The sequence below is a fragment of the Paenirhodobacter sp. genome (assembly GCF_047600745.1).
Classification (GTDB): domain Bacteria; phylum Pseudomonadota; class Alphaproteobacteria; order Rhodobacterales; family Rhodobacteraceae; genus Rhodobacter.
In genome coordinates this window covers 297,198-320,951 of sequence record NZ_JASGKI010000001.1, presented here as the reverse complement: position 1 = coordinate 320,951, position 23,754 = coordinate 297,198, and the positions used below count along the sequence as shown (strand labels likewise).

At 63.9% G+C, this 23,754-nt stretch carries 20 protein-coding genes, 3 tRNA genes and 4 pseudogenes; 20 read left to right on the top strand and 7 right to left on the bottom strand.

Annotated features, from left to right (window positions below):
• The first annotated feature begins 79 nt into the window (after window positions 1-79).
• From QM789_RS01680 to mraY, 3 genes are read left to right on the top strand one after another with little or no spacing between them, the layout of a single operon-like run.
• On the top strand, window positions 80-1,567 hold the full coding sequence (locus tag QM789_RS01680) for a UDP-N-acetylmuramoyl-L-alanyl-D-glutamate--2,6-diaminopimelate ligase (RefSeq protein ID WP_420350238.1): 1,488 nt from the start codon (window positions 80-82) through the stop codon (window positions 1,565-1,567).
• Between the two features lies 1 nt (window position 1,568).
• A complete protein-coding gene (locus QM789_RS01675; protein WP_420350237.1) occupies window positions 1,569-3,014 on the top strand; it encodes a UDP-N-acetylmuramoyl-tripeptide--D-alanyl-D-alanine ligase in 1,446 nt (481 codons plus the stop codon).
• Window positions 3,014-4,096: a phospho-N-acetylmuramoyl-pentapeptide-transferase gene (gene mraY, locus QM789_RS01670; RefSeq protein ID WP_420350236.1), complete on the top strand. Its 1,083-nt coding sequence runs from the start codon at window positions 3,014-3,016 to the stop codon at window positions 4,094-4,096. The genes QM789_RS01675 and mraY overlap by 1 nt, the downstream gene beginning before the upstream one ends.
• A 34-nt stretch (window positions 4,097-4,130) precedes the next feature.
• Here the strand turns inward: mraY and QM789_RS01665 are convergent, their stop codons facing one another.
• On the bottom strand, window positions 4,131-4,280 hold the full coding sequence (locus QM789_RS01665; protein ID WP_420350235.1) for a hypothetical protein: 150 nt from the start codon (window positions 4,278-4,280) through the stop codon (window positions 4,131-4,133).
• A gap of 207 nt (window positions 4,281-4,487) precedes the next feature.
• On the opposite strand from QM789_RS01665, the gene murD reads away from it, so the two are divergent.
• Together murD and QM789_RS01655 are read left to right on the top strand one after the other, a co-directional pair.
• Window positions 4,488-5,888 carry a UDP-N-acetylmuramoyl-L-alanine--D-glutamate ligase gene (murD, locus tag QM789_RS01660; protein ID WP_420350234.1) on the top strand — a complete coding sequence of 467 codons (1,401 nt, stop codon included), beginning with the start codon at window positions 4,488-4,490 and terminating at the stop codon, window positions 5,886-5,888.
• Between the two features lie 294 nt (window positions 5,889-6,182).
• The gene (locus QM789_RS01655) at window positions 6,183-6,443 is read left to right on the top strand and encodes a hypothetical protein (RefSeq protein ID WP_420350233.1); all 261 of its coding nucleotides are present in this window, start codon (window positions 6,183-6,185) and stop codon (window positions 6,441-6,443) included.
• 129 nt (window positions 6,444-6,572) lie between these two features.
• Here QM789_RS01655 and QM789_RS01650 read toward each other — a convergent pair.
• Window positions 6,573-6,641 (bottom strand) — tRNA-Asn (locus QM789_RS01650).
• A 155-nt stretch (window positions 6,642-6,796) separates the two neighbouring features.
• On the opposite strand from QM789_RS01650, the gene QM789_RS01645 reads away from it, so the two are divergent.
• The 12 genes from QM789_RS01645 (at window position 6,797) to QM789_RS01590 (ending at window position 18,327) form a co-directional block, all read left to right on the top strand.
• The gene (locus QM789_RS01645; RefSeq protein WP_420350232.1) at window positions 6,797-8,155 is read left to right on the top strand and encodes a tyrosine-type recombinase/integrase; all 1,359 of its coding nucleotides are present in this window, start codon (window positions 6,797-6,799) and stop codon (window positions 8,153-8,155) included.
• A 128-nt stretch (window positions 8,156-8,283) separates the two neighbouring features.
• Window positions 8,284-8,988 carry a hypothetical protein gene (locus tag QM789_RS01640; protein ID WP_420350231.1) on the top strand — a complete coding sequence of 235 codons (705 nt, stop codon included), beginning with the start codon at window positions 8,284-8,286 and terminating at the stop codon, window positions 8,986-8,988.
• A gap of 104 nt (window positions 8,989-9,092) precedes the next feature.
• Window positions 9,093-9,284: a helix-turn-helix transcriptional regulator gene (locus tag QM789_RS01635; RefSeq protein ID WP_420350230.1), complete on the top strand. Its 192-nt coding sequence runs from the start codon at window positions 9,093-9,095 to the stop codon at window positions 9,282-9,284.
• Window positions 9,281-9,910: a hypothetical protein gene (locus QM789_RS01630; protein ID WP_420350229.1), complete on the top strand. Its 630-nt coding sequence runs from the start codon at window positions 9,281-9,283 to the stop codon at window positions 9,908-9,910. Before QM789_RS01635 ends, QM789_RS01630 begins: the two co-directional genes overlap by 4 nt.
• Window positions 9,907-10,443 (top strand): hypothetical protein, encoded by a 537-nt coding sequence (locus QM789_RS01625; protein WP_420350228.1) that lies wholly within the window; start codon window positions 9,907-9,909, stop codon window positions 10,441-10,443. Before QM789_RS01630 ends, QM789_RS01625 begins: the two co-directional genes overlap by 4 nt.
• On the top strand, window positions 10,440-10,682 hold the full coding sequence (locus tag QM789_RS01620; RefSeq protein ID WP_420350227.1) for a hypothetical protein: 243 nt from the start codon (window positions 10,440-10,442) through the stop codon (window positions 10,680-10,682). The genes QM789_RS01625 and QM789_RS01620 overlap by 4 nt, the downstream gene beginning before the upstream one ends.
• 1 nt (window position 10,683) lies before the next feature.
• The gene (locus tag QM789_RS01615; RefSeq protein ID WP_420350226.1) at window positions 10,684-11,103 is read left to right on the top strand and encodes a hypothetical protein; all 420 of its coding nucleotides are present in this window, start codon (window positions 10,684-10,686) and stop codon (window positions 11,101-11,103) included.
• A gap of 38 nt (window positions 11,104-11,141) precedes the next feature.
• On the top strand, window positions 11,142-13,568 hold the full coding sequence (locus tag QM789_RS01610) for a phage/plasmid primase, P4 family (RefSeq protein ID WP_420350225.1): 2,427 nt from the start codon (window positions 11,142-11,144) through the stop codon (window positions 13,566-13,568).
• A 609-nt stretch (window positions 13,569-14,177) separates the two neighbouring features.
• The gene (locus QM789_RS01605) at window positions 14,178-14,516 is read left to right on the top strand and encodes a hypothetical protein (protein WP_420350224.1); all 339 of its coding nucleotides are present in this window, start codon (window positions 14,178-14,180) and stop codon (window positions 14,514-14,516) included.
• Between the two features lie 222 nt (window positions 14,517-14,738).
• Window positions 14,739-15,416, top strand: coding sequence for a vWA domain-containing protein (locus QM789_RS01600; protein ID WP_420350223.1), 678 nt, complete (start codon window positions 14,739-14,741; stop codon window positions 15,414-15,416).
• Between the two features lie 5 nt (window positions 15,417-15,421).
• Window positions 15,422-16,168 (top strand): PP2C family serine/threonine-protein phosphatase, encoded by a 747-nt coding sequence (locus QM789_RS01595; protein WP_420350222.1) that lies wholly within the window; start codon window positions 15,422-15,424, stop codon window positions 16,166-16,168.
• Window positions 16,169-16,170: 2 nt separating this feature from the next.
• Window positions 16,171-18,327: a topoisomerase DNA-binding C4 zinc finger domain-containing protein gene (locus QM789_RS01590; RefSeq protein ID WP_420350221.1), complete on the top strand. Its 2,157-nt coding sequence runs from the start codon at window positions 16,171-16,173 to the stop codon at window positions 18,325-18,327.
• Window positions 18,328-18,465: 138 nt separating this feature from the next.
• Here the strand turns inward: QM789_RS01590 and QM789_RS01585 are convergent.
• Window positions 18,466-18,540: transfer RNA gene (locus QM789_RS01585), tRNA-Asn, on the bottom strand.
• Between the two features lie 421 nt (window positions 18,541-18,961).
• Between QM789_RS01585 and QM789_RS01580 the strand changes: the two genes are divergently transcribed.
• Window positions 18,962-19,150, top strand: a complete 189-nt coding sequence (locus QM789_RS01580; RefSeq protein WP_420350220.1) for a hypothetical protein — start codon at window positions 18,962-18,964, stop codon at window positions 19,148-19,150.
• 374 nt (window positions 19,151-19,524) lie between these two features.
• Here QM789_RS01580 and QM789_RS01575 read toward each other — a convergent pair.
• The 3 pseudogenes from QM789_RS01575 to QM789_RS01565 form a co-directional block, all read right to left on the bottom strand.
• Window positions 19,525-19,742, bottom strand: a pseudogene (locus tag QM789_RS01575) (transposase); the annotation flags it as partial.
• 349 nt (window positions 19,743-20,091) lie between these two features.
• A pseudogene (locus QM789_RS01570) lies at window positions 20,092-20,238 on the bottom strand (transposase); the annotation flags it as partial.
• Window positions 20,205-20,507, bottom strand: a pseudogene (locus QM789_RS01565) (hypothetical protein); the annotation flags it as partial. The pseudogenes QM789_RS01565 and QM789_RS01570, both read right to left, overlap by 34 nt.
• Here QM789_RS01565 and QM789_RS01560 point away from each other — a divergent pair.
• Entirely contained in the window at window positions 20,428-21,195 is a 768-nt protein-coding gene (locus QM789_RS01560) for a hypothetical protein (protein ID WP_420350766.1), read from the top strand. The pseudogene QM789_RS01565 and the gene QM789_RS01560 sit on opposite strands and share 80 nt — an antisense overlap.
• A 1,276-nt stretch (window positions 21,196-22,471) precedes the next feature.
• On the opposite strand, the pseudogene QM789_RS01555 reads toward QM789_RS01560, so the two are convergent.
• Window positions 22,472-23,328, bottom strand: a pseudogene (locus tag QM789_RS01555) (transposase); the annotation flags it as partial.
• 274 nt (window positions 23,329-23,602) lie between these two features.
• Here QM789_RS01555 and QM789_RS01550 point away from each other — a divergent pair.
• Window positions 23,603-23,679 (top strand) — tRNA-Arg (locus QM789_RS01550).
• Window positions 23,680-23,754 lie beyond the last annotated feature (75 nt).

Genomic DNA, 23,754 nt, shown 5'->3' with positions numbered 1-23,754 from the left:
CAACGCGGGCGTAACGGCCCGCGTTGACCTTTTCCCCGGCTTTCCCGTAAAGCGCGGGCGACAACCGAAGGGGGCTCCGATGGCCGAGATCACCACGAAGACGCTGAGCGACCTTGGCCTGACCGCGCAGCATGGCGGGGATGTGGCGGTGACCGGCCTTGCGGTCGATTCGCGGCTGGTCAGGCCCGGCCACCTGTTCGCGGCGCTGGCCGGAACCCATGCCCATGGCGCGACCTATCTGCCCGCGGTTCTGGAGCGCGGCGCGGCGGCGATCCTGACCGACCGCGCGGGCGAGGAGATCGCCCCGCCGCTGCTGCGCGGCACCGATGTCGCGCTGGTGGTGGTCGAGGATCCGCGCCAGACGCTGGCCTATGCTGCCGCGCTGTGGTTCGGCGCGCAGCCCGCGACAATGGTCGCCGTGACCGGCACCAATGGCAAGACCTCGGTCGCGACCTTTACCCGGCAGATCTGGCAGCTTCTGGGCTATGAGGCGGCGAATATCGGCACCACCGGGGTCGAGGGCAGCTTCACCGCGCCCTCCGCCCATACCACGCCGGAACCCATCACCCTGCACCGGCTGCTGTCCGAGATGGCGGGGGCGGGGGTGACCCATGCGGCGATGGAGGCCTCCTCGCACGGCCTTGCGCAGCGGCGGCTGGACGGGGTGCAGCTTTCGGCGGCGGCGTTCACGAATTTCACCCAGGACCATCTGGATTACCACGCCAGTTTTGACGAGTATTTTGCCGCCAAGGCCGGGCTGTTCACCCGCGTCCTGCCCGAAGACGGGATCGCGGTGATCAATACCGATGACCCGAAGGGGCTGGAACTGGTCGATTACGCCATCGCGCGTGGTCAGCGGGTGATCCGCATCGGCCATGCGGCGGATTGCGAGATGCGGCTGATGAATCAGCGGTTCGATGCCTCGGGGCAGGATCTGCGGTTCAGCTGGGAGGGCAGGGCCCATATGGTCCGGCTGCCGCTGATCGGCGGGTTCCAGGCGATGAATGTGATGACGGCGGCGGCGCTGGTGATCGGCTGCGGGGCGGGGGCGGAGGAGGTGTTCCACGCGCTGCACCGGCTGACCACGGTGCGCGGGCGGATGCAGCTCGCGGCGACGCGGGCGAATGGCGCGACGGTCTTCGTCGATTACGCCCATACGCCGGATGCGGTGGAGACCGCGCTGAAGGCACTGCGCCCGCATGTGATGGGGCGGCTGGTGGCCATTGTCGGCGCGGGTGGCGACAGGGACCGCACGAAGCGCCCGCTGATGGGGCGGGCGGCGGCGGCCTGTGCCGATCAGGTGATCGTCACCGACGACAACCCCCGCACCGAAGACCCGGCGACGATCCGGGCCGCCGTTCTCGAAGGCGCCGGCCTCGGGGCGCAGGAGGTCGGCGACCGTGCCGAGGCGATCCTGCGCGGGGTCGATGCGCTGGCGCCGGGGGATGCGCTGCTGATCATGGGCAAGGGGCATGAACGCGGGCAGGTGATCGGCACTGATGTCTTCCCCTTCGACGATGCGGAACAGGCGTCGATTGCGGTGGCCGCGCTGGACGGGACGATCTGACATGACACTCTGGACTTCTGACGCCGCCGCCACCGCCACTTCGGGGCGCGTCACCCGGCCCTTCGCGGTGAACGGGATTTCCATCGACACCCGCACGATCCGCCCGGGCGACCTGTTCGTCGCGCTGAAGGATGTGCGCGATGGGCATGATTTCGTTGCCGATGCGCTGCGCAAGGGCGCGGGCGCCGCGCTGGTCAGCCGGGTGCCGGAGGGCTGCGCGGATGCGCCGCTGCTGGTCGTTCCGGATGTACTGAAGGCGCTGGAGGATCTGGGCCGGGCGGGCCGGGCGCGGGTGCGGGGCAAGGTGATCGCGGTGACCGGATCGGTCGGCAAGACCTCGACCAAGGAGATGCTGCGCGCGATGCTCGCCCATCAGGGCCATATCCATGCCGCCGAGGCCAGCTTCAACAACCATTGGGGCGTGCCGATCACGCTCGCCCGGATGCCGGAGGACACCGATTTCGCGGTGATCGAGATCGGCATGAACCATCCGGGCGAAATCGCGCCGCTGACCCGTCTGGCACGGCCCCATGCGGCGATGATCACCACCGTCGCCGCCGCCCATCTGGAAGCCTTTGGCGCGATCGAGGGCATCGCCGCGGAAAAGGCCGCGATCTTCGAGGGGCTGGAACCCGGTGGCGTGGCCGTGCTGCCCTCCGACCTGCCGGTCAGCCCGATCCTGCTCGGCCATGCGCGCGGACGGGCGGAGCGGATCGTCACTTTCGGCGCCGATGCCGGGGCGGATTATCGCATGACTTCGGCCACGATTTCGGGCGATGTGACGGTGGTGCAGGCCGAACATGACGGTGCGCCGCTGCTGTTCAAGGTGCTGACCCCGGGGCGGCATTTCGCGATGAACGCGCTTGGGGCGCTGGCGCTGGTTGCTGCGCTTGGCGTGGATCCGGCGATGGCGGCGATGGATCTGCTGAACTGGGAGCCGCCCGCCGGGCGCGGCACGCGCGAGCGGATCTACATGGATATTCTGGACGAAGCGCAGAGCTTCGATCTGTTCGACGATGCGTTCAACGCCAATCCGGCCTCGCTGGGTGCCGCGCTGGAGGTGCTGGCCGGGGCGCAGCCGCGCGATGGCGTGGGCCGGGTCGCGCGCGGGCGCCGGCTGGCCTTTCTGGGCGACATGCTGGAACTCGGCCCCGAGGAACGCGCGCTGCATGCCGCGATCGCCGATCATCCGGCGATGGCCGCGATCGACGTGGTGCATTGCGCCGGGCCGCTGATGCGCGACCTGTGGCAGGCGCTGCCGCCGGGGCAAAGGGGCGAATGGTTCGCCACCGCCGCCGATATGGCCGAGCGCGCGCCGCATCTGATCGACACGGGCGATGTCGTCCTCGTCAAGGGCTCGAAAAGCTCGAAGGTCAGCCTGGTCGTGACCGCCCTGCGCAAGCTGGGCCAGCCGGGCGCCGCCGAATTGTTCAAGGGAAAAGAGTAATGCTGTATTGGCTCGCCAACCTGTCGAGCGGCGGGGATCTGTTCAACCTGTTCCGCTACATCACCTTCCGGGCGGGGGCGGCGTTCTTCACGGCGCTGATCTTCGGCTTTATCTTCGGGCGTCCGCTGATCAACATGCTGCGCCGCACGCAGGGCAAGGGCCAGCCGATCCGCACCGACGGGCCGCAGACCCACCTGGCCAAGGCGGGCACGCCGACGATGGGGGGGCTTCTGATCCTGTCGGCGCTCCTGGTTTCGACGCTGCTCTGGGCGCGGCTCGACAATGGCTATATCTGGATCGTGATGGGCGTGACCTATGGTTATGCGCTGATCGGGTTCGCCGATGACTATGCCAAGGTGACGAAGCAGAACGTGAAGGGCGTCAGTTCCCGCGTGCGGCTGCTGCTCGGCCTGCTGGTCGCAGCCATCGCCGGGACGGCGGCGGCCTGGCTGCATCCGGCGGATCTGTCGGGGCAACTGGCGCTGCCGGTGTTCAAGGCGGCGCTGATCAATCTGGGCGTCTTCTTCATCCCCTTCGCGATGATCGTTATCGTCGGCGCGGCCAATGCGGTGAACCTGACGGATGGGCTCGACGGGCTGGCGATCATGCCGGTGATGATCGCGGCGGGGACGCTGGGGGCCATTGCCTATGTCGTGGGCCGATCGGACTTCACGCAATATCTGGGCGTGCATTTCGTGCCGGGGACGGGGGAGTTGCTGGTATTCTGCGCCGCGCTGATCGGCGGGGGGCTGGGCTTCCTGTGGTATAACGCGCCGCCCGCGGCGGTGTTCATGGGCGATACCGGCTCGCTGGCGCTTGGCGGTGCCCTGGGCGCAATCGCGGTCTGCACCAAGCACGAACTGGTGCTGGCGGTGGTCGGCGGGCTGTTCGTCGTCGAGGCGCTTTCGGTCATCATTCAGGTCGCCTATTTCAAGCGCACCGGCAAGCGCGTGTTCCTGATGGCGCCGATCCACCATCACTTCGAGAAGAAGGGCTGGGGCGAGGCGCAGATCGTGATCCGGTTCTGGATCATCTCGCTGGTTCTCGCGCTGATCGGTCTGGCGACGCTGAAGATCCGATAGGAAAACGGCCGGGGCGTGACCCGGCCGTCTGTCTTCAGGCTTTCCGGAGCGGCTGCCGGTTGTCCGGCACCGTGACGCTCGGCGTCTCGGCGCTGGTAGTGTCCGAAGCCGGGGATTGGAACAGCACCGGGACGGCGAACCCACCCATGGCGACGAAAGTCAGGACAGCCTCTTTGACGCGCATCCAGTTCTCCTCATCTGTGAAAATGGTGGAACCGCTGCGCCTCATGCGCGCGGTTACCGCTAGCATTCCTCAGATTAGTGCGGTGCAGCAAGAAAGCAAGGGCGGCCATGCTGCACAGCGGCAAACCCGGCGGAAAGGTCTTTCCCCGGTGCCAGGCGTAAAATATGACCCGGGGCAGGGTATTCCCGGGAACGAGGCGAGGGCATCATGATTCCGGTTCAGGGCTATGCGGGTCACAAGGTGGCGGTTCTGGGGCTCGGGCGGTCGGGGCTGGCAACGGCTGCGGCGCTCCGGGCGGGGGGGGCGGAGCCGCTCCTGTGGGACGACAGCCCCGAAAGCCGCGCGCGGGCCGAGGCGGCGGGCTGGACCTGCCACGACCTGATGCGCGAGGGCGCTTTCACGGGCGTTTCGGCGCTGATCACCTCGCCCGGCATCCCGCATCTGTATCCGCAGCCGAACCGGGTCATCGCCCGCGCGATGGAGGAGGGGATCCCCGTCGATAACGACATCGGCCTGTTCTTCCGCTCCTGGGCCAGCGCCGATTGGGACGATTTCGAGGTCACGCCGCGCACGGTCTGCGTCACCGGCTCGAACGGCAAATCCACCACCACGGCGCTGATCCATCACATCCTCGCCCATGCCGGACGCCCGACGCAGATGGCTGGCAATATCGGCCGCGGTGTGCTGGACATCGACCCCGCACGGGATGGCGAGGTGGTGGTGCTGGAACTGTCCAGCTATCAGACCGATCTGGCCCGCGCGCTGACGCCCGACATCGCGGTCTTCACCAATCTCTCGCCCGACCATCTGGACCGTCACGGCGGCATGGGAGGCTATTTCGCGGCGAAGCGGCGGCTGTTCGCCGAGGGCGGGCCGGATCGCGCGGTGATCGGCGTGGACGAGAAAGAGGGGGTCTATCTGGCAAACCAGATCGCGACCTCGCGCGAGGATGACCGGGTGATCCGGGTTTCCGTCTCGCGCAAGCTGGGGGATTTCGGCTGGTCGGTCTTCGCGCGCAAGGGGTTCCTGGCGGAGTGGCGCAAGGGGCGGCAGGTGGCGTCGATCGACCTGCGCGAGGTGACCGGCCTGCCCGGCGCGCATAACCATCAGAACGCCTGCGCCGCCTATGCCGCCTGCCGCAGCCTCGGCCTTGCGCCGAAGCTGATCGAGGAGGCGTTCCACAGCTTTCAGGGCCTGCCGCACCGCTCGCAGACCGTCGCGATCAAAGCCGGTGTGCGCTACGTCAACGACTCCAAGGCGACCAATGTGGACAGTGCCGAAAAGGCGCTGGAGGCCTTCCGCAACATCCGCTGGATCGCCGGGGGGCTGGGCAAGGAGGGCGGCGTGTCCAGCCTGCGCCCGCATCTGGAGCATGTGAAGAAGGCCTATTTCATCGGCCATTCGGGGCGGGATTTCGCGCTGGAGCTGGAGGGTCTCGATCACGAGATCTGCGAAACGATGGAACGCGCGGTGGCCCGCGCCGCCGAAGATGCCGAGCCGGGCGATACCGTCCTGCTCGCTCCCGCCGCCGCGAGCTTCGACCAGTATCCGAATTTCGAGAAGCGGGGCGATCATTTCGCCGCGCTGGTGGTCGCCCTGCCGGAGTGATCCCGGACATCTCTCTCACTTGCGGGCAGCCTTTTGGCCCGCAAGCGGAGCTGGGGATATGGTCGGCGAAGTCTGTTCCACATATCCTGCGTTGCCGCAGCAGGGCACGCATCTGGCAGTCTACGCCATTTCTGACGCGAATCCTGTGCCAACCTGATCAGCGTCTTCTCGTTGATTGCGGCTGACGCCACCTTTGCCCTGAATGCCGGCGCGGTCTTCTGCCGATGCTTCTCTCCTCGCTCGCGCCATCACGCCGCCGTTGCTCGCAAAATCCACTTACCCAGGGTGTTCAGATTGACGCAGCCAACTCTCGGCAATCCCTCGATTGTTGCCGTATCGAAGCTGCTGTCTGATCTTCCTGCAAAGGCGCCGAACGATGCGGAGCGCGACTTCCGGAACGAAGCGATCAGTTGCTACAAAGTGAAGGCATACAGATCTGCAATCGTGATGGCATGGAATCTCACCTGCGATCACCTGACGAGTTGGCTGCTCGCTGATGCACATGAGGCCACTTCTGAGTGCGATGAGTTCTGCTGTGCCATCAATCACGCGTGAACCAAGCGAGGAATATGATGTCTGAATGGGCTACGGGCATTGCAAGCCAAGCCAAAAAACTACCGCGTTGCAAGCACGAAGGCCATCAAAATGGTGACCTGACAACACCTTGTAGCTTTTATTTTATTTTGGCTCCGGCGGTAGGGATCGAACCTACGACCAATTGATTAACAGTCATAAAAATGGCCTTTCATCGGGTTTCATGGGGCCAGATAGAGTATCATTAACTGACTGATATTGCTTTCATATTGCCTCACTTCCCCGCAAAGGGTATCGTCTGGTTTTACGTCAGGGTGATGACTTGGTGATGATTCCGCTTTCGAGTCATCACCGACGCGACGAGGAGACCGGACATGCCGACCATGAAGTTGACCCGTCGCGCGCTCGCGGCGATCCAGCCCGCCGAGAAGCCCGTCACCTTCTGGGACGCTGACATTGCCGGGCTTGGTTTGACGGTGCGACCGAGCGGGGCGCGCTCGTGGATCGTCCGCTATCGGGCCGGTGCTGGTGGCCGCTCCGGCACGCTGCGACAAGTGGTCATCGGTGATCCCGAGACCATGACCCCGGAGGCCGCGCGCGCGGCTGCCAAGGAAATGCTCGCCAAGGTCCGGCTCGGCGCTGACCCGGCGGCGGCCCGGGCCGAGGAGCGCGCGGCAGAGACGGTTGAGGAGATCGCAGGCCAATGGCTTGCCCGGCACGTTGAACCGAAGCGAAAGGCGGCCACAGCCAAGCATTACCGCGTGGTGCTGGATACCCATATTCTGCCCGCCATCGGCACTCGGAAGGCCGTCACGCTGACGCGGCAGGATGTGGCCCGACTGCACGGTGCCATCGCAGGCAAGGCACGCGGTCCCAAGAAAGCTGATGCCAAGCGCACCGCAGCGCAGAAGACACGCGGCGGGCCGATCATCGCCAACCGGGCCTTGGCCGTGCTGAAGGCTATGCTCGGATGGGCGATTGATCTGGGGTTGCTCCCGAAGGGCACGCCGAATCCTGCCGTTGGGGTTGAGGCGTTCAAGGAGAAAGGCCGGGAGCGGTTCCTGTCATCGGACGAGATGGCCCGGCTCGGCGAGGCCCTGACGCTGGCCGAGGGCGAAGGGCTGCCGTGGCAGGTTGACGAGGCGGCCCCGGGTGCGAAGCACCTGCCAGCGCCCGAGCGGCGGCGCGTGCGGTTCGACGTTCATTCGGTCGCAGCGATCCGCCTTCTTCTTCTGACTGGCGCGCGCGTCCGCGAAATCCTCGATTTGGAATGGTGGTGTGTGGATTGGGAACGCGGGATGCTACGACTGCCGGACTCCAAGACGGGGGCCAAGGTGATTGTGCTCGGCGGCGCGGCTCTGGCGGTGCTGGACGGGCTGCCCCGAATCGGTCGCTATGTGATTGCCTCCACCTCGGCCGGGACGAAGGACGAGAAGCCCCGCGCGGATGTGAATCGCCTCTGGCGCGCGGCCTGCCGTGTCGCAGAGATAGAGGGCACGAGGTTGCACGACCTGCGGCATTCCAACGCCGCAGTAGGGGCCGGGGCTGGTCTGTCTCTGCACCAGATTGGCGGCTTGCTCGGCCATAGTCAGGCCAGCACAACCCGGCGCTATGCACACCTTGCCGCCGATCCACAACGGCGGGCGGCCGATCTGATCGGGAACGAGATTGCGGCCGCGCTCGGCATCGGGGGCGAGGTGATCGACATGACCGAGCGGCGGGGGCGGGCATGAAGACGGGGCTTTTCCTGCTGGCGTTGGCGGGTTGCACCGCATCCGGGCCGCTGATCGCACCATGTCCCGCAGATAGATGCGTTGGGCCATATGATCTGACTCTTTCGAGTTCATAGGGAGGCGCTGCAATGACGAAACCGGATGATGATGACCCGATTGCCGCCTTGACCGGAGAGCCAAGCCTGCCGCTTTCTCGGGAGGGGAAAGCGATGGAACGGCTGCAAGGATGGCTCGAAAGGCCGCTTTGGTCTGGCGCGCGCAACCCGGTTGGCCCGCTGGCGTGGCCCGAAGGGGTGTGTATCCTCGCCGGGATTGATCCCGAAGCAAGCGCGGATGCCGACGCGGCTGGTTGGGCGCTTCTGCCCGGGGCTCTTACTTTCTATGGCTTTTCTTCATTTCCTCGGGATCGGCACGAAAGGATGCAGCTACTGGTGACGGCAGAGGAGCACATTGGCCTGTTGACCGGCCTCGGCCTGAAAACCGCCCCGCCCTCGCGCTGGATTGATCGTGTCCAGCGCGAGGGCATTCCGATTCCGTGGCAGGAAGCCCGGATGCGAGCCGCACAAAGCGCGCGCCGCAGGGGACAGCATGAAACGGAAGACGCGGTGAAGCTGTTGAACGATGAAGGCCGCACCGCCTTCATCGCCGCCCGCGACTCGAGTTTCGAGGGGTTGCGGACGAAAAGCGGGCGGCCGCATCAAGGCAAGATCGCCAAAGAGGTGACAGAGGCCATGCAAGCAATTGTGGGTGAGGATGCACCTGAAAGCGAAATCCTGAAATTTGACACAGTGCGGAAGTATGTTGCCGCGTGGTTGAAAGAAGTCGGCACCTGATTTTGGCACCGGCCGCAGTTTTGGCATGGGCTCTGGCCGAGGTGCATCATTTTGCGAAGGCGGGACGCATGTTCGTCGGGTGATCCCTGAAAGGAGCCCCGGCAATGGCCGCCGAACCGATCTTCATTGACACCGCCGAGGCCGCGCGACGGCTTGGCCTGTCGCTTTCGACACTCGAAAAATATCGCTTTCACCGTGTCCCCGACGCGCCGCCCTTTGTGCGGATCGGGCGTGCCGTTCGCTATCGTGTCTCCGATTTGGAAGCGTGGGCAGCGGATCGGGAGTCGGAGCAATGAGTCCTCGCACCGATCTGCAAGCGAAGCGCGCCGAGCGGGATCGCATTGCCCATGAAATCGCAGGTTTGCGCAAGCGCGCCGCCGATCTGCAATCCCGCGCCGCCAATGCCGAAGTGCGCGCCGAGGCTGAACGTGATGCCGCTGCCGAAGCCGATGCGCGCATGATGGCCGATGGCGGAAAGCCCGCCGCACGAAAGGCCGAGCCCGGTGCCGACGCCATGCGCGAAGCCGCTGCCGCGCGGCGCGGTGCCGAAATGGCCGAAGCCGAAATCCCCGTGCTCGAACGCGCGCTCGCTGGTGCGGAGAGCGCGATTGTGGATGCGGCCTTGACCGTCTTCCGCTCGGAACGGGATGCAGAGCACCGTGAAGTGCTGGCGGCTGTTGATGCTCTCGGGTTCGCGCTCGCCCGCCTTCTGGCCGCCGACCTTGCGCGCGAGGCCCTGACCGGACGGCGGTTTGTGTTCGATCCGGCACGGCACCCGCCCGCAGACCTCTGGCAGCCGCATCCCCTTGTTTCTGCACTGGTCGCGGCAATGCCTGCACGGTTCACGCCGCATGGATGGGCCGAAGGAATCGAACGCGGTGCGTTCGCGCTTGCGGCAAAGATTAATGGAGGTTCCGAATGATCATCAAATTCAAGCGGTTCACGACCTACCAGACCGGCGAAGCCGCTATCGTGGAGGGACCCCGAAAAGACGGCACCCCAATCGTTCGGCATCCTGTGACTTCGCGCGGCAAGGACGAGATTGCCCGGGAGTCTCCCGAGATCGAGGCCAGATTGATCGCCGAAGGCGTTGCCGAACCGGCGCGCCTCTCCGACAAGCTCGCGGCGCTGGCGGCTGCCGTTTTGTCCGCTGAAACTCCTCTGGCGGCAGCGTTGGCCGGGCTTGCGGTGCAGGGTGTCAGGCCGTGGCACGCGACACAGGAAGGCGGCTACTGGTGCCCGGTTGACGCCGCACTCGGGCCGGGACGTGGCGGCTTCCGCGCCCGCTTCCGGGACAAAGCCGAGGCCGAAGCCATCTGGGCCACCGATCCGGCCGCCGTTCCTCTCTTCTCGTTCGCCACGCCGCACGGTTTCGACCGTGCATATATCTGGCGCAATGGCGGACTCCTCGAAATCCCGACCGAGAATTCATCACGCAGGAAGGTAACACCATGACCATGAACTTGATCGCCCTGGGCGAAATCCTTGGGCAAAAGGGCTCGACCCAAGTTGCCACCGGCGACGTTGACGAGAACGGCACCCCGATTTTCCGCACGGAATCCGCCCCGATCCTGCCCGGCGAGGCGTTCACCGCCGATCATGCTACGGCTGCCGCGCTGATCCGCAACCGGGCCGCCGCGCCCGCCGGAAGCGAGGCAGCCGAAGAGGCTATCCGTAAGGCGCGGGAGGGGTGACATGGCACGGAAGAAGCAACCGGCCGCCAATCCGGCCGAGATGCAGGTGCTGCGGGCGGCGGGGCTTTCCCACGTCCGGGCGCGGCGGCTCGCCCTCGTGCGTGCGGTTGCTCGCGCCGAGCGAAAGGAGGCGGCACGGGTGGAGTTCGCCGAGTATGTCGCAGCACGTCCGATCACCGATGATCCGCGCGGCGATTTCGCAGGCGACTTCGCCTTTGAATATACCCGCAACCCGCAGAGACCGGAAATCAGGACACTGGACGATTTGCGCGGCTATCTCGCGCTGAAGCGGGCGTGCCCGGAGGCCGTCGCGGCGGGCGCGTCGTGCTGGCGGGAGTTCGAGTCGGTGATCGCGGATGCGGTAGCTCTGGAACACGTCACGGCCCGGGGAACCGAACCCCGGGCCGCGCAAGAAGACTGACCGAACAAATGCGCGTCATTGCGCAAGTCGAGGATCGCATGAAATCCCTTATGAATCAAGAAACTGCGACCATCCTCGGGTTTCATCCTGTTTCCCTCCCCGTCGAAGTTGTGTTTTCGCTTGGGCGTTCGGAGACCTCCGCCAAGGTCCGTCGGCAAGTGCTGCCGCTGCCCGATTTCCGGGCGCTTCTCCTTGACCATGCCGAAGGTGCGAAGGCCGGGGCGTGCTGGATGCCCGCAACCTTCACCGGCAACCGGCGATCCGGCGCGGCCGCCGGGGAGGTGCAGGTGGCGGTTCTTGACCTCGATTCCGGCCAGCCAGTTGCGGAGATAGCCGAACGCATCCGGGCGGCCGGTCTGGCGGCAATCCTGCACACCTCGCATTCGCACCGGCCCGAACATCCGAAGGTGCGGGTGATCCTGTTCCCGACTCGGCCGTGGCGGGCCACAGACTATGCCGACACCCGCGCGGCCGCGCGCGCATTCAAGACCGGGATCGCCGATCTGGCCGAACGGCTCGGACTCGTTGCCGACCCTGCGGCAATGGACCCGGCGCGGCTCTTCTTCCTTCCCCGACATGCACCCGGCGCGGAGTTTCTGGCCGAATGGATCGAAGGCGAACCGGCCGAGGTGTGGCCCGAGCCCGGCGCGTTCCCGGTTGAGGGCGAGGTTCTGCCCGCTCTGGCCGAAGAGGGCGAGGTGCCGCGCGAAGTGCTGATCTGCGCCCTGACCGCTATTCAGAACAATGCGCGTTTCGTGCGAGACCCGTGGGTGAAGGTAATCGCCGCCGTGCGCAACTGCCTCGGCGAAGAGGGGCGCGAGGCGGCAGAGGCGTGGTCCGCAACGTGGTCCGAGGGGGATCACGACCCGAACGAGTTCGCCCGCGTCTGGGACTCGATCCATGATCCGCGTGCGGGCGCAGGCACAATTATCTTCTATGCCCGGCGCGATGGCTGGACCGATCCACGCGTTGAAGCCGAGCGCGAACGCCTCCTCTCCGCCTTCGATGACATGCCGTCCGACGAGGAGGAGGCGGAGCTTGCGGAGCGCGAGGCGGCGGATCGGCTGGCCGAGTTCGGCGATATTGCCAACGGTGCCGCCCATGCGGATCGCGTCCGGGGCCGCCGCCGCTATGTCTCGGCAACCCGTCAATGGCTAGCATGGTCCGGGGCGCGTTGGGCGGCGCAGACGCCCGAAGACGTGATGCGCGATGCCAAGGCCACATCGGCGGCGATGGTTTCCCGTGTCGCAAGGGAGGCTCGGCGTGATCCGGGCGGGCTGGCAAAGGGGCGCATGGCGAAGGCGATGGCCCTGCATGGCAGCGCGGCCGCCCTCGCGCGAATGGTCGAGATGGCGCAATCGGAGCGCGAGATGCACGTTGCCAGCCCGGCCGAGTTCGATGCGAACCCGCTGGACCTGACCTGCCAGAACGGGATTCTCGATCTGCGAACCGGGCTACTGCGGCAGGCGCGGCCGCATGACCTCGTGTCGAAGCTGGCCGGGGCCGCATTCGATCCTGCCGCCCGCGCGTCGGTCTGGGAACGGTTCCTGCAAACTGTGATCCCCGACTCCGAGGTGCGGGCGTTTGTGCAGCGTGCCGTTGGCTACACCCTGACCGGCTCTGTGGATGAAGAGGTGTTTTTCCCCGCGCACGGCATCGGGGCGAACGGCAAGAGCGTCTTCGCCAATGTCATCGCTGCGATGCTCGGCGAGTTCTCGGGCAGTTTCGGCGCGGCGCTCGTCACACGGCAAAAGCACGAGAACGAGGCGCACCGCATGGTTGCCCGTCTGCCGGGCTTGCGGCTGGCCCTCGTGAATGAAACGGGAGTCGGCGATCTGTGGGATAGCGGCCGCATGAAGGAGTTGGCATCGCGCGAGCGCATGTCTGCCCGCCTGCTGCACAAGGAAGCCTTTGACTTCACGCCCACGGCAAAGCTCTGGATTCGGACCAATCACTTGCCGGGCTCGCTTGATGCCGGTGACGGATTCTGGCGGCGCTGCGTGCCGATCCCCTTCACGGCGCAGATTCCGGCGGAAAGCCGGGTGCCCGATCTGGATCGGCAGATTATCGCGGCCGAGCTTTCTGGCGTGCTGAATTGGGCGGTGGCCGGTGCGGTGGCATGGGCGCACGGCGGGTTGCAGGTGCCGCGTTCGATCCGGGGCGAGGTGGAGACCTACCGGGAAGAGACGGATTTGCTCGGCCAGTGGATTGCCGAGCGGACGCAACGCGACCCGCAGATGCGGGTGCCGGTAGCGGAAGCGTTCCGGGACTACGAGGAGTTTTGCCGCTCGCTCGGCGCGAACGCTGGCACCGCTATGTCGTTTTCTCGTGCAATGACGGCGCGCGGGGCGAAGCGTGATCCGCACAAGGGATCGGGTGGCCGCAGGTTCATGGGATTCCGTCTGCGCGAGCGTTTGCGGCAGGATTTCGACGATGATGCGGACGATTTTTCCCGGTTGATCTGAAACACCATGAAACCCGATCCGGCAGAAAATCGAGCTTGGGGCGCAATTGGGGCGCATTCAGAGGTTTTTCCCAAAATCCCCGCGAGGGAGATTTCCTTAGAGCTAATATATTTCCGGGGTAAATGCGCCCCAATTGCGCCCCAAGCCTCCGCCGAACACGGCATGGAATCCGAAAAGATGGGCTATAGAGACTCCGAGAACTGTGGAGACCCGGGGCTCCGCGCACCCCCCGGTGGGCACCCCCTCGGGGAAGGACCCGGAGCGACGATGTGCCGGAGGTTGGCGAGCGACCCGGACAACCGGAAGCACACACGCACGGCTGCCCGTCTCGCGCCCCGGCTTGTCTCCCCGGTGGTGCACGCGCCCGTGTCTCCGGCCACCGCGCCGCACAGGGATCGGTCGCCCGACACCGGCTCGGGATTGCCCCCACTTCGGCCGCCTGTCGCGCGGCCAGGGATCGCCCCCGCCGCCCCGGACCCTGCGGCCGATCAATTCGGCCCGCCCGATCCCGGCGGACGGTTTCACCGCCAAGGGGGCGCTACCATGCCGCCCGCCTGATCCTCGACCCGAAGCCGGAAACCGGCTATGATCCGACAAGGAGAATCCGCCATGATCGACCCGACAAACCTTGCCTCGTTTGACCTCTCGACCTTCGACCCCGTAGCCCGGCCGAGGCGGCAAGCGAGCGCACGACCGGCACCGGCTGCCCCGCGTCCGAAGGCGGCCGCAGCGCCCGCACAGAAGCCCGTAGCGGCCCGGCTCGAACCTGCCGCGCCTTCGGTCGATCCGGCCGAGGTGGCCGCCCTGCAAGCCGAGCTTGCGGCCTTGCGTGCCGAGGTGCAGGCCCTGCGCGATGCCCCGGCCACAGAGGCCCGCCGCAAGGCGCTGGCAGAGGCATGGGTGGCCGATCTGACATGGCGGGGCCGGGAAGGCGGGCGGAGGCTCTAGCGGCCTCTGTCGCGCCCTTGCGGCCGTGCTCGGGTCCTTCCCGGGCGGCTGGCGTTGCGGGGGACGCGGAGCCCCGGCACCTCGCCCTGTGCAGAAAAATCGAAATCGGAATCCTGCATCTCGCGTCCGGGAGGCGCGTGCGGAGGCTTCATATTTGCCCGTGCTATGCTATGGCTGTTGATGCCGCACGAGCGAAGAGCATCCAAGAACGAGGGATCGCCGATGACCGATTTTGAACAAGAACCGTTTTTTGACGCACAACTTGCCGAGAACCCCGAGCCGAGATGTCCGGTTCTTCTGTTGCTGGATACATCGGGTTCTATGAGCGGTGCGCCTATTTCCGAATTGAACGAAGGGCTCGCCACCCTTCGTCAAGAACTTCTCGGGGATTCCCTTGCTGCTAAGCGCGTCGAACTGGCGATGGTAACTTTCGGCCCGGTGGAAGTGCGGCATGAGTTCGCCACCGTGGATCAGTTCTATCCCGAAACGCTGCAACCGACCGGCGCAACACCCTTGGGCGAGGCGATTGTCACAGGCTTGGATATGCTTCGCACTCGCAAAGACCATATCCGCGCAAATGGTCTCAAGATATTTCGGCCTTGGGTTTTCCTGATTACCGATGGCGCTCCGACCGACAGTTGGAATGAAGCGAAGCGCCGGGTTCATGACGGCGAAGAGCGCAAGGAGTTCATGTTCTATGCTGTGGGTGTGGAAGGTGCAGATATGGGCATCCTGTCACAGATCGCCACGCGACAGCCGCTCAAGCTCAAAGGGCTGGCCTTCAAAGAACTGTTCAAATGGCTATCCAGTTCGCTTAGCGCCGTGTCGCAATCCAATCCCGGGGATCAGGTAGCCTTGACGAATCCGACCGCACCGGACGGTTGGGCCGTCGCAGGTTAATCGGAATGGCGTGGCGTTGGGCGGCCGCGTCCGAGATAGGCACTTCGCACATTCGGTCAGGTGAAAGGCTACAAGATGCCTTTACCGTCTCGGCCGTCGGCAATGGATGCGTGCTCTCCGTCGTGTCGGATGGGGCCGGTAGCGCGAAGTTCGGATTCTCCGGCGCATGGCTTTCGTGCCGCGTGCTCAAGGTTCGATTCCGGGAATGGCTTTCCTTAAACGCGGCTTTGCCGGATGACGATACGCTGAATGATTGGATTGACGAGATTCGAGACCGGATTTCGATGGCGGCGGATCGGCGGGAGACTTCGCCACGACAGTTCGCCGCGACATTGGCGGCCCTTCTGATTACACCGACGGAAATTCTTGCTCTGCACATCGGGGATAGCGCGATTGTCGGGCGTTGCGGATCGGAATGGAATGCGATCTGCTGGCCTGAAAACGGGGACTATGCCTCAACCACATTCTTCATCACCGATGATCCCGAGCCCCGTTTGAACATCATCCGGCAAGAGCGGCAGCATGATGCCTTCGCCCTGTTTTCCGATGGTGTTGGCGATCTGGCGCTTTCTGTCAGGGAGAGGCGGGCACACCCCGGGTTCTTCAATCCTATGATGCGCCCCGTCGATAGCGCGCTCGCCTCGGGGAAGCTCCCAGAGCTATCCAGAAAGCTGCGGAGCTATCTCGCAGGACCGTCCGTCTGCGAACGAACCGACGATGATAAAACGCTGGTTCTCCTGTCGGGTGCGTGACCATGCGGGAGATTATGGTCGGCACATCGCGGTTTCAGCTTGGCGAAAGAATAGGCGGCGGCGGAGAGGGCGAGGTTTTCGCGGTCACTGGCCGGAACGGGCAAGCGGTGAAGATTTACGGTGCCGGTCTTCGGGCATCCCGCGAAAGCAAAGTGCGGGCGATGGTCCTCGGTGGCCTTGCCGCCAAGACCGATCTTGTCGCCTATCCGGGAGAGGTAGCGACCGACCCGAGCGGCAAGTTCCTCGGATTCCTGATGCGCCTCGTGTCGGGATACCGCCCCCTGCATGAGCTTTACAGCCCGAAATCTCGGCAGCGCCATTTTCCGAAAGCCGATTATCGCTTCGTCGTGCGGGCGGCGCTGAATGTCGCGCGCGCTGTTGGCAAGGTGCATCAGACCGGATGTGTCATCGGAGATCTGAACCACTCGGGGGTGCTGGTGTCGCAGGAGGCGACCGTCGCACTGATCGACGCGGACAGCTTTCAGTTCAGCTTGAACGGCAAGACCTATCCTTGCCTTGTTGGGGTGGAGGATTTCACCCCGCCCGAGCTTCATGGCATCAACCTCGGCACCGTCACGCGGACGCTTCAGCATGACAATTTCGGTCTGGCGGTTGCGATCTTTCACCTTCTCTTCATGGGGCGGCACCCCTACGCAGGGGTTTACAAGGGACCGGATTTGTCGATGGGCGAGTCTATTGCCCAGAACAGGTTCGCGTTTTCCACGCTTCGCCGATCCGAAACGCAGACCAGCCCGCCGCCCGGGGCTCTGCCTCTTGATCTTTTCCGGGCTCCTGTCAGTTCAGCTTTTGAGCGCGCCTTTGGGCTGAATGCTTCGTCCCGCCCGAGTGCGTCGGAATGGGTGGATGCGCTCACGAAACTGGAAGGCTCCTTGAGCCGCTGCGGCAAGGTGAAGTCGCACTATTACCCAAGCAACGCCAAGGGGTGCGTCTGGTGCAGTCTGGCCGCGAGAGGCGGCTTCGATATGTTCCCGGACCTGTCTTCCGTCACCCCGGACATTCCGACCGATGTGCGCGGCACGGAAGAGGCGATACGGGAGATTCTCGCATTTCACTTCCCGACCGCATCGGAAGTCCTGTCGCTTTCCATTTCTGTTCCGCCCGGCCCTAGTGCGGCATTGCAAGAAGCAAAGATCGCGAAGCGCGGTCATGTCCTCACGGCTCTTCTGATGGTCGCGGGTGCCGCTGCCGGACTTATCTTTGCAACTCCGGTCTGGTTCCTTTGGCTTGGGCTTGCTGGTTGGGGGGTGGCGAGATTCGGCGACCGGAACGTGTCGGAGCGTCCCTTTGTAGATCGGTTCGAGAAGGCCGATAGCAGGGTGCAGGCCGAGCTTGACGCCTTCATGCGCCGGAGCAACCTGACAGAGATTGTGCAGGTTCGCGCCGATCTGGATGCGGAAATCACGGCATACAAGAGAATCGACGATGACCTTGCCCGGGAACTGCGCAACTTCAAATCTACTCGTGAGGCTCGCCAGCGTGCGGCATACCTCGACCAGTTTCAGGTTCGGCGGGCGAATATCTCCGGCATAGGACCTGCCAAGACTGCGACACTGATTTCTTTCGGCATTGAGACCGCTGCCGATGTGGATTGGTCCGCAGTCCGCGCCGTGCCGGGCTTCGGCGATGTCATGACCCAAAAGTTGGTGAAATGGCGGAACGCGCACGAGACAAGGTTCCGCTATAATCCCGCGCCGAACGCACAGGATGTAACCGACGAGCGTGCGCTTCGGTCGAAGTATGCGACCCAGAAGGCGAAGCTCGAAGCCTCTATCCGGGGCGGCCTGACCACGCTTCGCACCGCTAAACCGCGATTGGATGCGCTGCCCTCGCGTGTCCGGGGAGATACGGCGCTGATGCAAGCCCTTGAGGAACGGGCGCGGGCGGAACAGGACTTGAGGTTGCTCGGGGCGAGTGTTCCGTCATCCAAGGTCGCACTTAGGGTTACGGCTACACCTCGCCCTGTGCCGCCGCCCGTTGCAGCGATTCCACCTATCGCGCCAACGCCCAGACCTCGCGCGACTGGCGGGACCCCATCTTGCCCGATTTGCGGCTCGGCCATGCACCGCAGGAGCGGTCGATACGGGGCGTTCTGGGGATGCTCACGCTATCCGACCTGTCGCGGCACGAGACAAATCTAGCGTATCCCCCGCAATCGGGGAACGGCCACACCTCGACGATTTCCGTCACGGTGATGACTCGGTGATGATTCAGGCTTCCATGACAGACCGCCCCGCAGGGCAATGATCTGCCAACATCCTGATATTATTTGAGGATTTTGGCTCCGGCGGTAGGGATCGAACCTACGACCAATTGATTAACAGTCAACTGCTCTACCGCTGAGCTACGCCGGAACTTGTGAGGCGTGTATATCCATGAGTGAAAACGGGCGCAAGGGCTCAGCTGAAAAATCTTCCGCAAATGCCGCAGAACATTGCTGTCCGGCATGAGGGCGAGAGGGTTGATCTTGGCCGTATCCGAAGGGGAAGGTGAATCGGCATGGCAATGATCTGATTTCATTGCAATTTCCGGAACTTGGGGAAGGGTCTGCGGCGCGGTGAGAGGCCCTGCGTTCCTTTTCCGGTTTGGGCGCCCGGGGTGGGTTCGTGGAGGCGGCTTGATAAACTGGTTCGCAGCAGTCGCGAAGTCACAGCGCTGGTGTAAGACCAACCGGACTATTGCGCTAACTGCCCGCCGCACGACCTTTAGCTCACGAGCGTTGACAAGTGAGTTTCGACGTTCATCCGGGCCAGATCAAGCCGTGGCGCGGCCGGGGTGTTCGGCGAAGCCCCGAAAGCCGATCCGGAACCGGCTGCTGTGAAGACCCTGGATGCGAAGATCGGAGCGCTGACGCTGGAAAACGATCCTGCGCAGGACTTGCGCGGCCCCCCTGGCGCCACGATTCCCGCTGCGATGTCCGGCGCGTTCGGCAAGGCGGGCCTGTTGGCGCGCGCAGGAAAATGATCCCACGCCGGGTTGAGTGTCAGCCGACAGCCTGGGCGTCTATCGACTTCATCGAGGTACTGACTGCCCGCGAGATCAGGATCAGCAGGGAGGGAAAGGGCGCCCGGCGCGGCAATGCCTTTGCCGAGCGCCTCCGGCGGAGCATCAAATACGAGGCGGTCCATCTGCGGACCTATGCCAGCGTCCCGCAAGCCCGCACCGCGATCCGTCGGTAGCTGAGCTTCTGCAATACCCGCCGTTCGCATTCATCGCCTGACGGGAAAACCCCGGATCAGGCCGGCTCCAACCAGCCGATGCCCGAAGCCCTGGCGGCGTGACCGAGGCGGAAACCCACTTGGAAAACGCACGGAACCTGGCCAGACAAACCGAAACATATCTGGCACCGTCCAACCGAGGCCAACCAAATGCAGCAGGCTTTCGGCAAAGCCGCCTCGTCCCGATCTCTCGAACCAGTGGCGATTCCTGTAGAACGATCTGCCGAAGTGCACCTTCATCGGCAGGCAGGTCTGCGGTCGGCCCCGCCTGCCTGTCCGCACGGCACCCCATTCATCTCGGGAGTGAACCAGATCGTCAGCGAGCCATGGCGCTTCAGCGTTTCATCATACGCCGGTCAGTTCCTGGTCTTCTAGGTTGTGCGTCCGTATGCTCATGCGTCCCAGATGGCACGCTGAGCACAAGAGAGGAATCCCTCACGGAATTTATGCGACATGAATAACGGCCGCTTGCGCAAGAGGTTTTTCGAGGCAATGTCACGGGCCGTCGGGTGCTGACATGTATGCGGCCTGATGCGGCCATCGTCATGCCGCGGGTCTGTATGATGTTCGCGGATCATGTCTCAAATCAATGCCGCTTGCTCGAAGGCATCCTGTTGCAGGCTGGTTCCTCTGATTCCGTCTCACGACCGTTGCGCCAAACGTCTCCTTGCCCTCTTCCGCTCCGACGTCCTCGCGACCTGGACGGCTTCCCCCTTCGAGCATCAGACGCCGCCAACGATACGACAGGTTCGGCGCCACGCCATTGCGCTGCGCGACGATAGATATGCGGGCGTGATCCTTCAGCACCTCCTCGACGATCCGCAGATTCTCTGACCTGTCACTGGTCTTTCACCCAGATGCGCCCGGAGCCGGTCGTTTACGGCCATCGGCGCAGGTTGAGCCATCGCCCGGCGCGCGGAACTCTCATCGCGTGCAGCGGGTCGGGCAATTGCGGTGGTCAGGTGCAGGGCGCAGCCTGCAAGTGTCTGGTAGCCGAGGGCAGGGGGGCGGTGTTGCAAATCGGTGACCCAGGCGGTGATCATACTGCGGGCATGGGCCGGGTTGCGGAACAGCGTCTCGTTCAGGAACTCGTCCCGCAAGCGGCGCAACCAGACCTATTGCAGCCCCAAGTGCCAGAAGAACGGCGCAAGGACGCCGGAGAAACGGGGGGACCGGACGGGAGAAGCCGACGAAGACAACCGCCGCCGTTATGAAAGGGTTCGCTGGCTGTCCTATGATCTGAACCGGATGCCCCCTGACCGGCAACGGGCCATGATCCTGTCACTTCTTGAAGCCGCCTCGGGGGAGGATGCAACCCTCCGGGCTACCCTGACAGACCCGCAATTGCTTGGGGCGCTCCATCCGTCTGCTATCGGCAAGCTCTTTTGGGATGCCAAAGACCCTTCGGCCCTGAACGTTGCCCAGATGGTGAATGCCTTCTGCCGGAGCGAATGGGGCGTTGGGACAGAGGAAACCATTCTGGACAACGGCAAGCCTGCCGGTAGGACCTTCGGGGAACTTGGGGCCAACTCTGGGACTCCCAAAGAGGAATCCCTTCCGCCCTATGTCCGACGCGATCTTGGGGAATTCCTTGCCGCCCTTGGGGTAATACGGCAGGCCAACAAAAGCCGCGCCAAGGGTGGTGCCGACAGGACTTCGGCAGAAGACGACCTTGCCCGATGCGATGCCATTGTTGCCCAAGCCCAAGCGGCGGTTAATGCCTGTCAGGGGGTTATCCCGGAGCAAGAACCCCAGAAGATAGGCCCTGTCCCCGAGAAAGCCCCCCCATGACTGGTGTAATTTGGCACGGGTTTTACGGGATAAGGGATGGCGGAACTATTACTACCAATAGGGTTGCGGGTGTCCGGATGCAGTGTCGGGGGGGGGTGGCGATCAGGGCGTTGATGACACGAGGACGGTTCATCCGCTCCTTGGGGAATATGTGGTCATTGTTGCCTGAAATGGCTGCAATCAGACCCGATCCACCTCCCATTATCTGAAAGAGCAAGCAGAGTGCTACCTAAAGTGTGACCATGAGTAGGGTCGATGAGTAGCACAAAGCTATGCCTGACATGCCTTCTACACCTCAAACCTACCCATTCATGCGGGATGCCGATATTCTAATATCCTCTTACCCTCTATCCCTAATCCTGACATGTCCGGATCAGCACAAGCGGATAGGTCCGGATAGAAGGAATTGAGTATCCGTCATCTGGTTTGAAAGGAGAGGTTTGAGGAATAGAAAGACGGTCAGGCCAAGGACGGTTGAGCATTAATGGATAAGGGGATTGCTTGTCCGGGGAGGAAGGCGGTAGCCTGACCTTGGCAGAGGAACGGGAGGGCGTGAGCCTGACAGAACATCGCCGACAGAGTTTCTTCCGAAGAGGCATAGCCTCCCCCACCTATGCCCTCTCCCTATGCCCTCTCCCTATGCCCTCTCCCTCCACAGTTCCCCTCAAATCTGAGGGCATGTTCTCCACCTCCGCACCAGTGCGGGCCCGACTCCGGCAGAGGAAGGGGCCTAGGAGTGACACCCTTCGACAGAGGAACGCCATAAAGGGCTTCGGGGGTTCTGGGGAACGCTGACGAAAGATGCCCGCCCTCTGCGGAAAGGGATCGCCGTTTTCCGGTCAGAAATCACGGGACACTTGGGGGGTTTTGGCATCGACCTGACCTTGGGCGCTACCCCTGCCTAGGCCAGTGCGAGGAAGGCGGTAGCCTGACTCCGGAGAGGATAGGCCGAAAAGGGCCAAGTATCCCGTGGTTTTCCGAAGCCTGCGTCCCCAGCGCCCCACAGACCATATCATCCCAATCGGGATCATCCCCCTGCCAACCCCTTGAGCCCTATCCCGCGTTCACGCTCGGGGTGGGGCTTTTTATACGTTCCCCTGAAAAGCCGGACCCATGCCCCCCCTGTCCGCCACCCTTGCAGGTCTCGGGGTTACACCAACGGGCACACACAATCCCCGGATGGGTGGACAGTCTCCGGACAATATGCTGATATTGCGTATCTTTTAGCATTGCTGTATGCCGCCCAACGATCCCCCGGGTTTTTCGATCTTCGTCGATCGCTGACGATCCTTCCCGGCCTGCCGCGCCGTTCAATCAGCGTCGTCCGTTCCCGCGCCACGCGGCGGCCCGAGATTGATGGTGAGCCATCGCGCCGCCACCGGTTCAAGGCCGATGGCGAACGGGATCGCGGCGAGGCATTCCCGGGTGACATCATCCACCACGTTCGGCACCCGAAACCGCCGCCCGCAGGCGAACTGATCGTGGGCGAAGTCCAGCGACCAACGGGCATTGGCCCGCGCTTCGATCAGGATCAGGCCCTTGTGCCGATGGCCTTGCGGCGCGCTTTGCGTTTACGGACGGTTAACACTTCCTCGCGGTGGAGCCGACAGATGCGGTTGATCCCCGACACTTCGCCTTCCCGCCTGAGCAGGATGAACAGTCGCCGGTAGCCGAACCTGCGCCGCTCGTTCGCCAGATCTCGCAACCGCCTGGGCCGTGTCCGGTGCGCCGCGACTGGTAGCGCACCATCTTGCGGTCCGCTCCGGCAATCTCACGCCCGCCGTTCCGACACCCCGAGATGGGCCTTCAGATGCGCGACAGCTTCGCGCTTCACCGTTCGGGCTTTGCTTGAACCGGTGGCGCAACGCCCTCACTTTTGACAGAAATTCCTTCATCGCCGCCATGTCGAGCATCTACCCGGCCAGCAGCTTCTTCAGCTTGACATTCCCGTCCTCCAGCGCCTTCAGCCGCTTGGCCTCTGAGACCGTCATCCCGGAATACTTCGCCTTCTAGGCCAAGACACGGGCCTTCCGATATCCCGCGCTTGCGGCAGAGATCGGCACGCGTCGCGCCCGCCTCAGGCCCCTGCACGATCCCGATGATCTGCTCTTCCGTCAGGCGTGCCGTCTTCATCGCCCCTCCTCGCCATGCGCCGGACTCTAGTCGCAGATGCTGGAAAAATCCCCGCGGAAGGTCAACTCCGCTGCGCTCCAGCGGCGCCGATCTCTACGTTAGCCATAAGCACATGCTCAGGCATAAGCCTCCATCTTCTGGCCTGAGAAACTGGTCGAACCGGGCGCAAGGTCAGTCTGTCCGACAGCATCATGCCCCCAAATCTGTAAATTTTTCAGGATTTTTCTTTCATGTGCTTGCCTTTGTAAGCATTTCCTCACAAAAGATCCATAGTGACCCCGTGGCTCAACTGGATAGAGCAGCCCCCTCCTAAGGGGCAGGTTGGTGGTTCGAATCCACTCGGGGTCACCAATAGGGTCAACCCTCATCACTACTTTGGCAGATTTTTACTGACGCGATAACTTCTGGATTCGGCGGGTTCGTTTC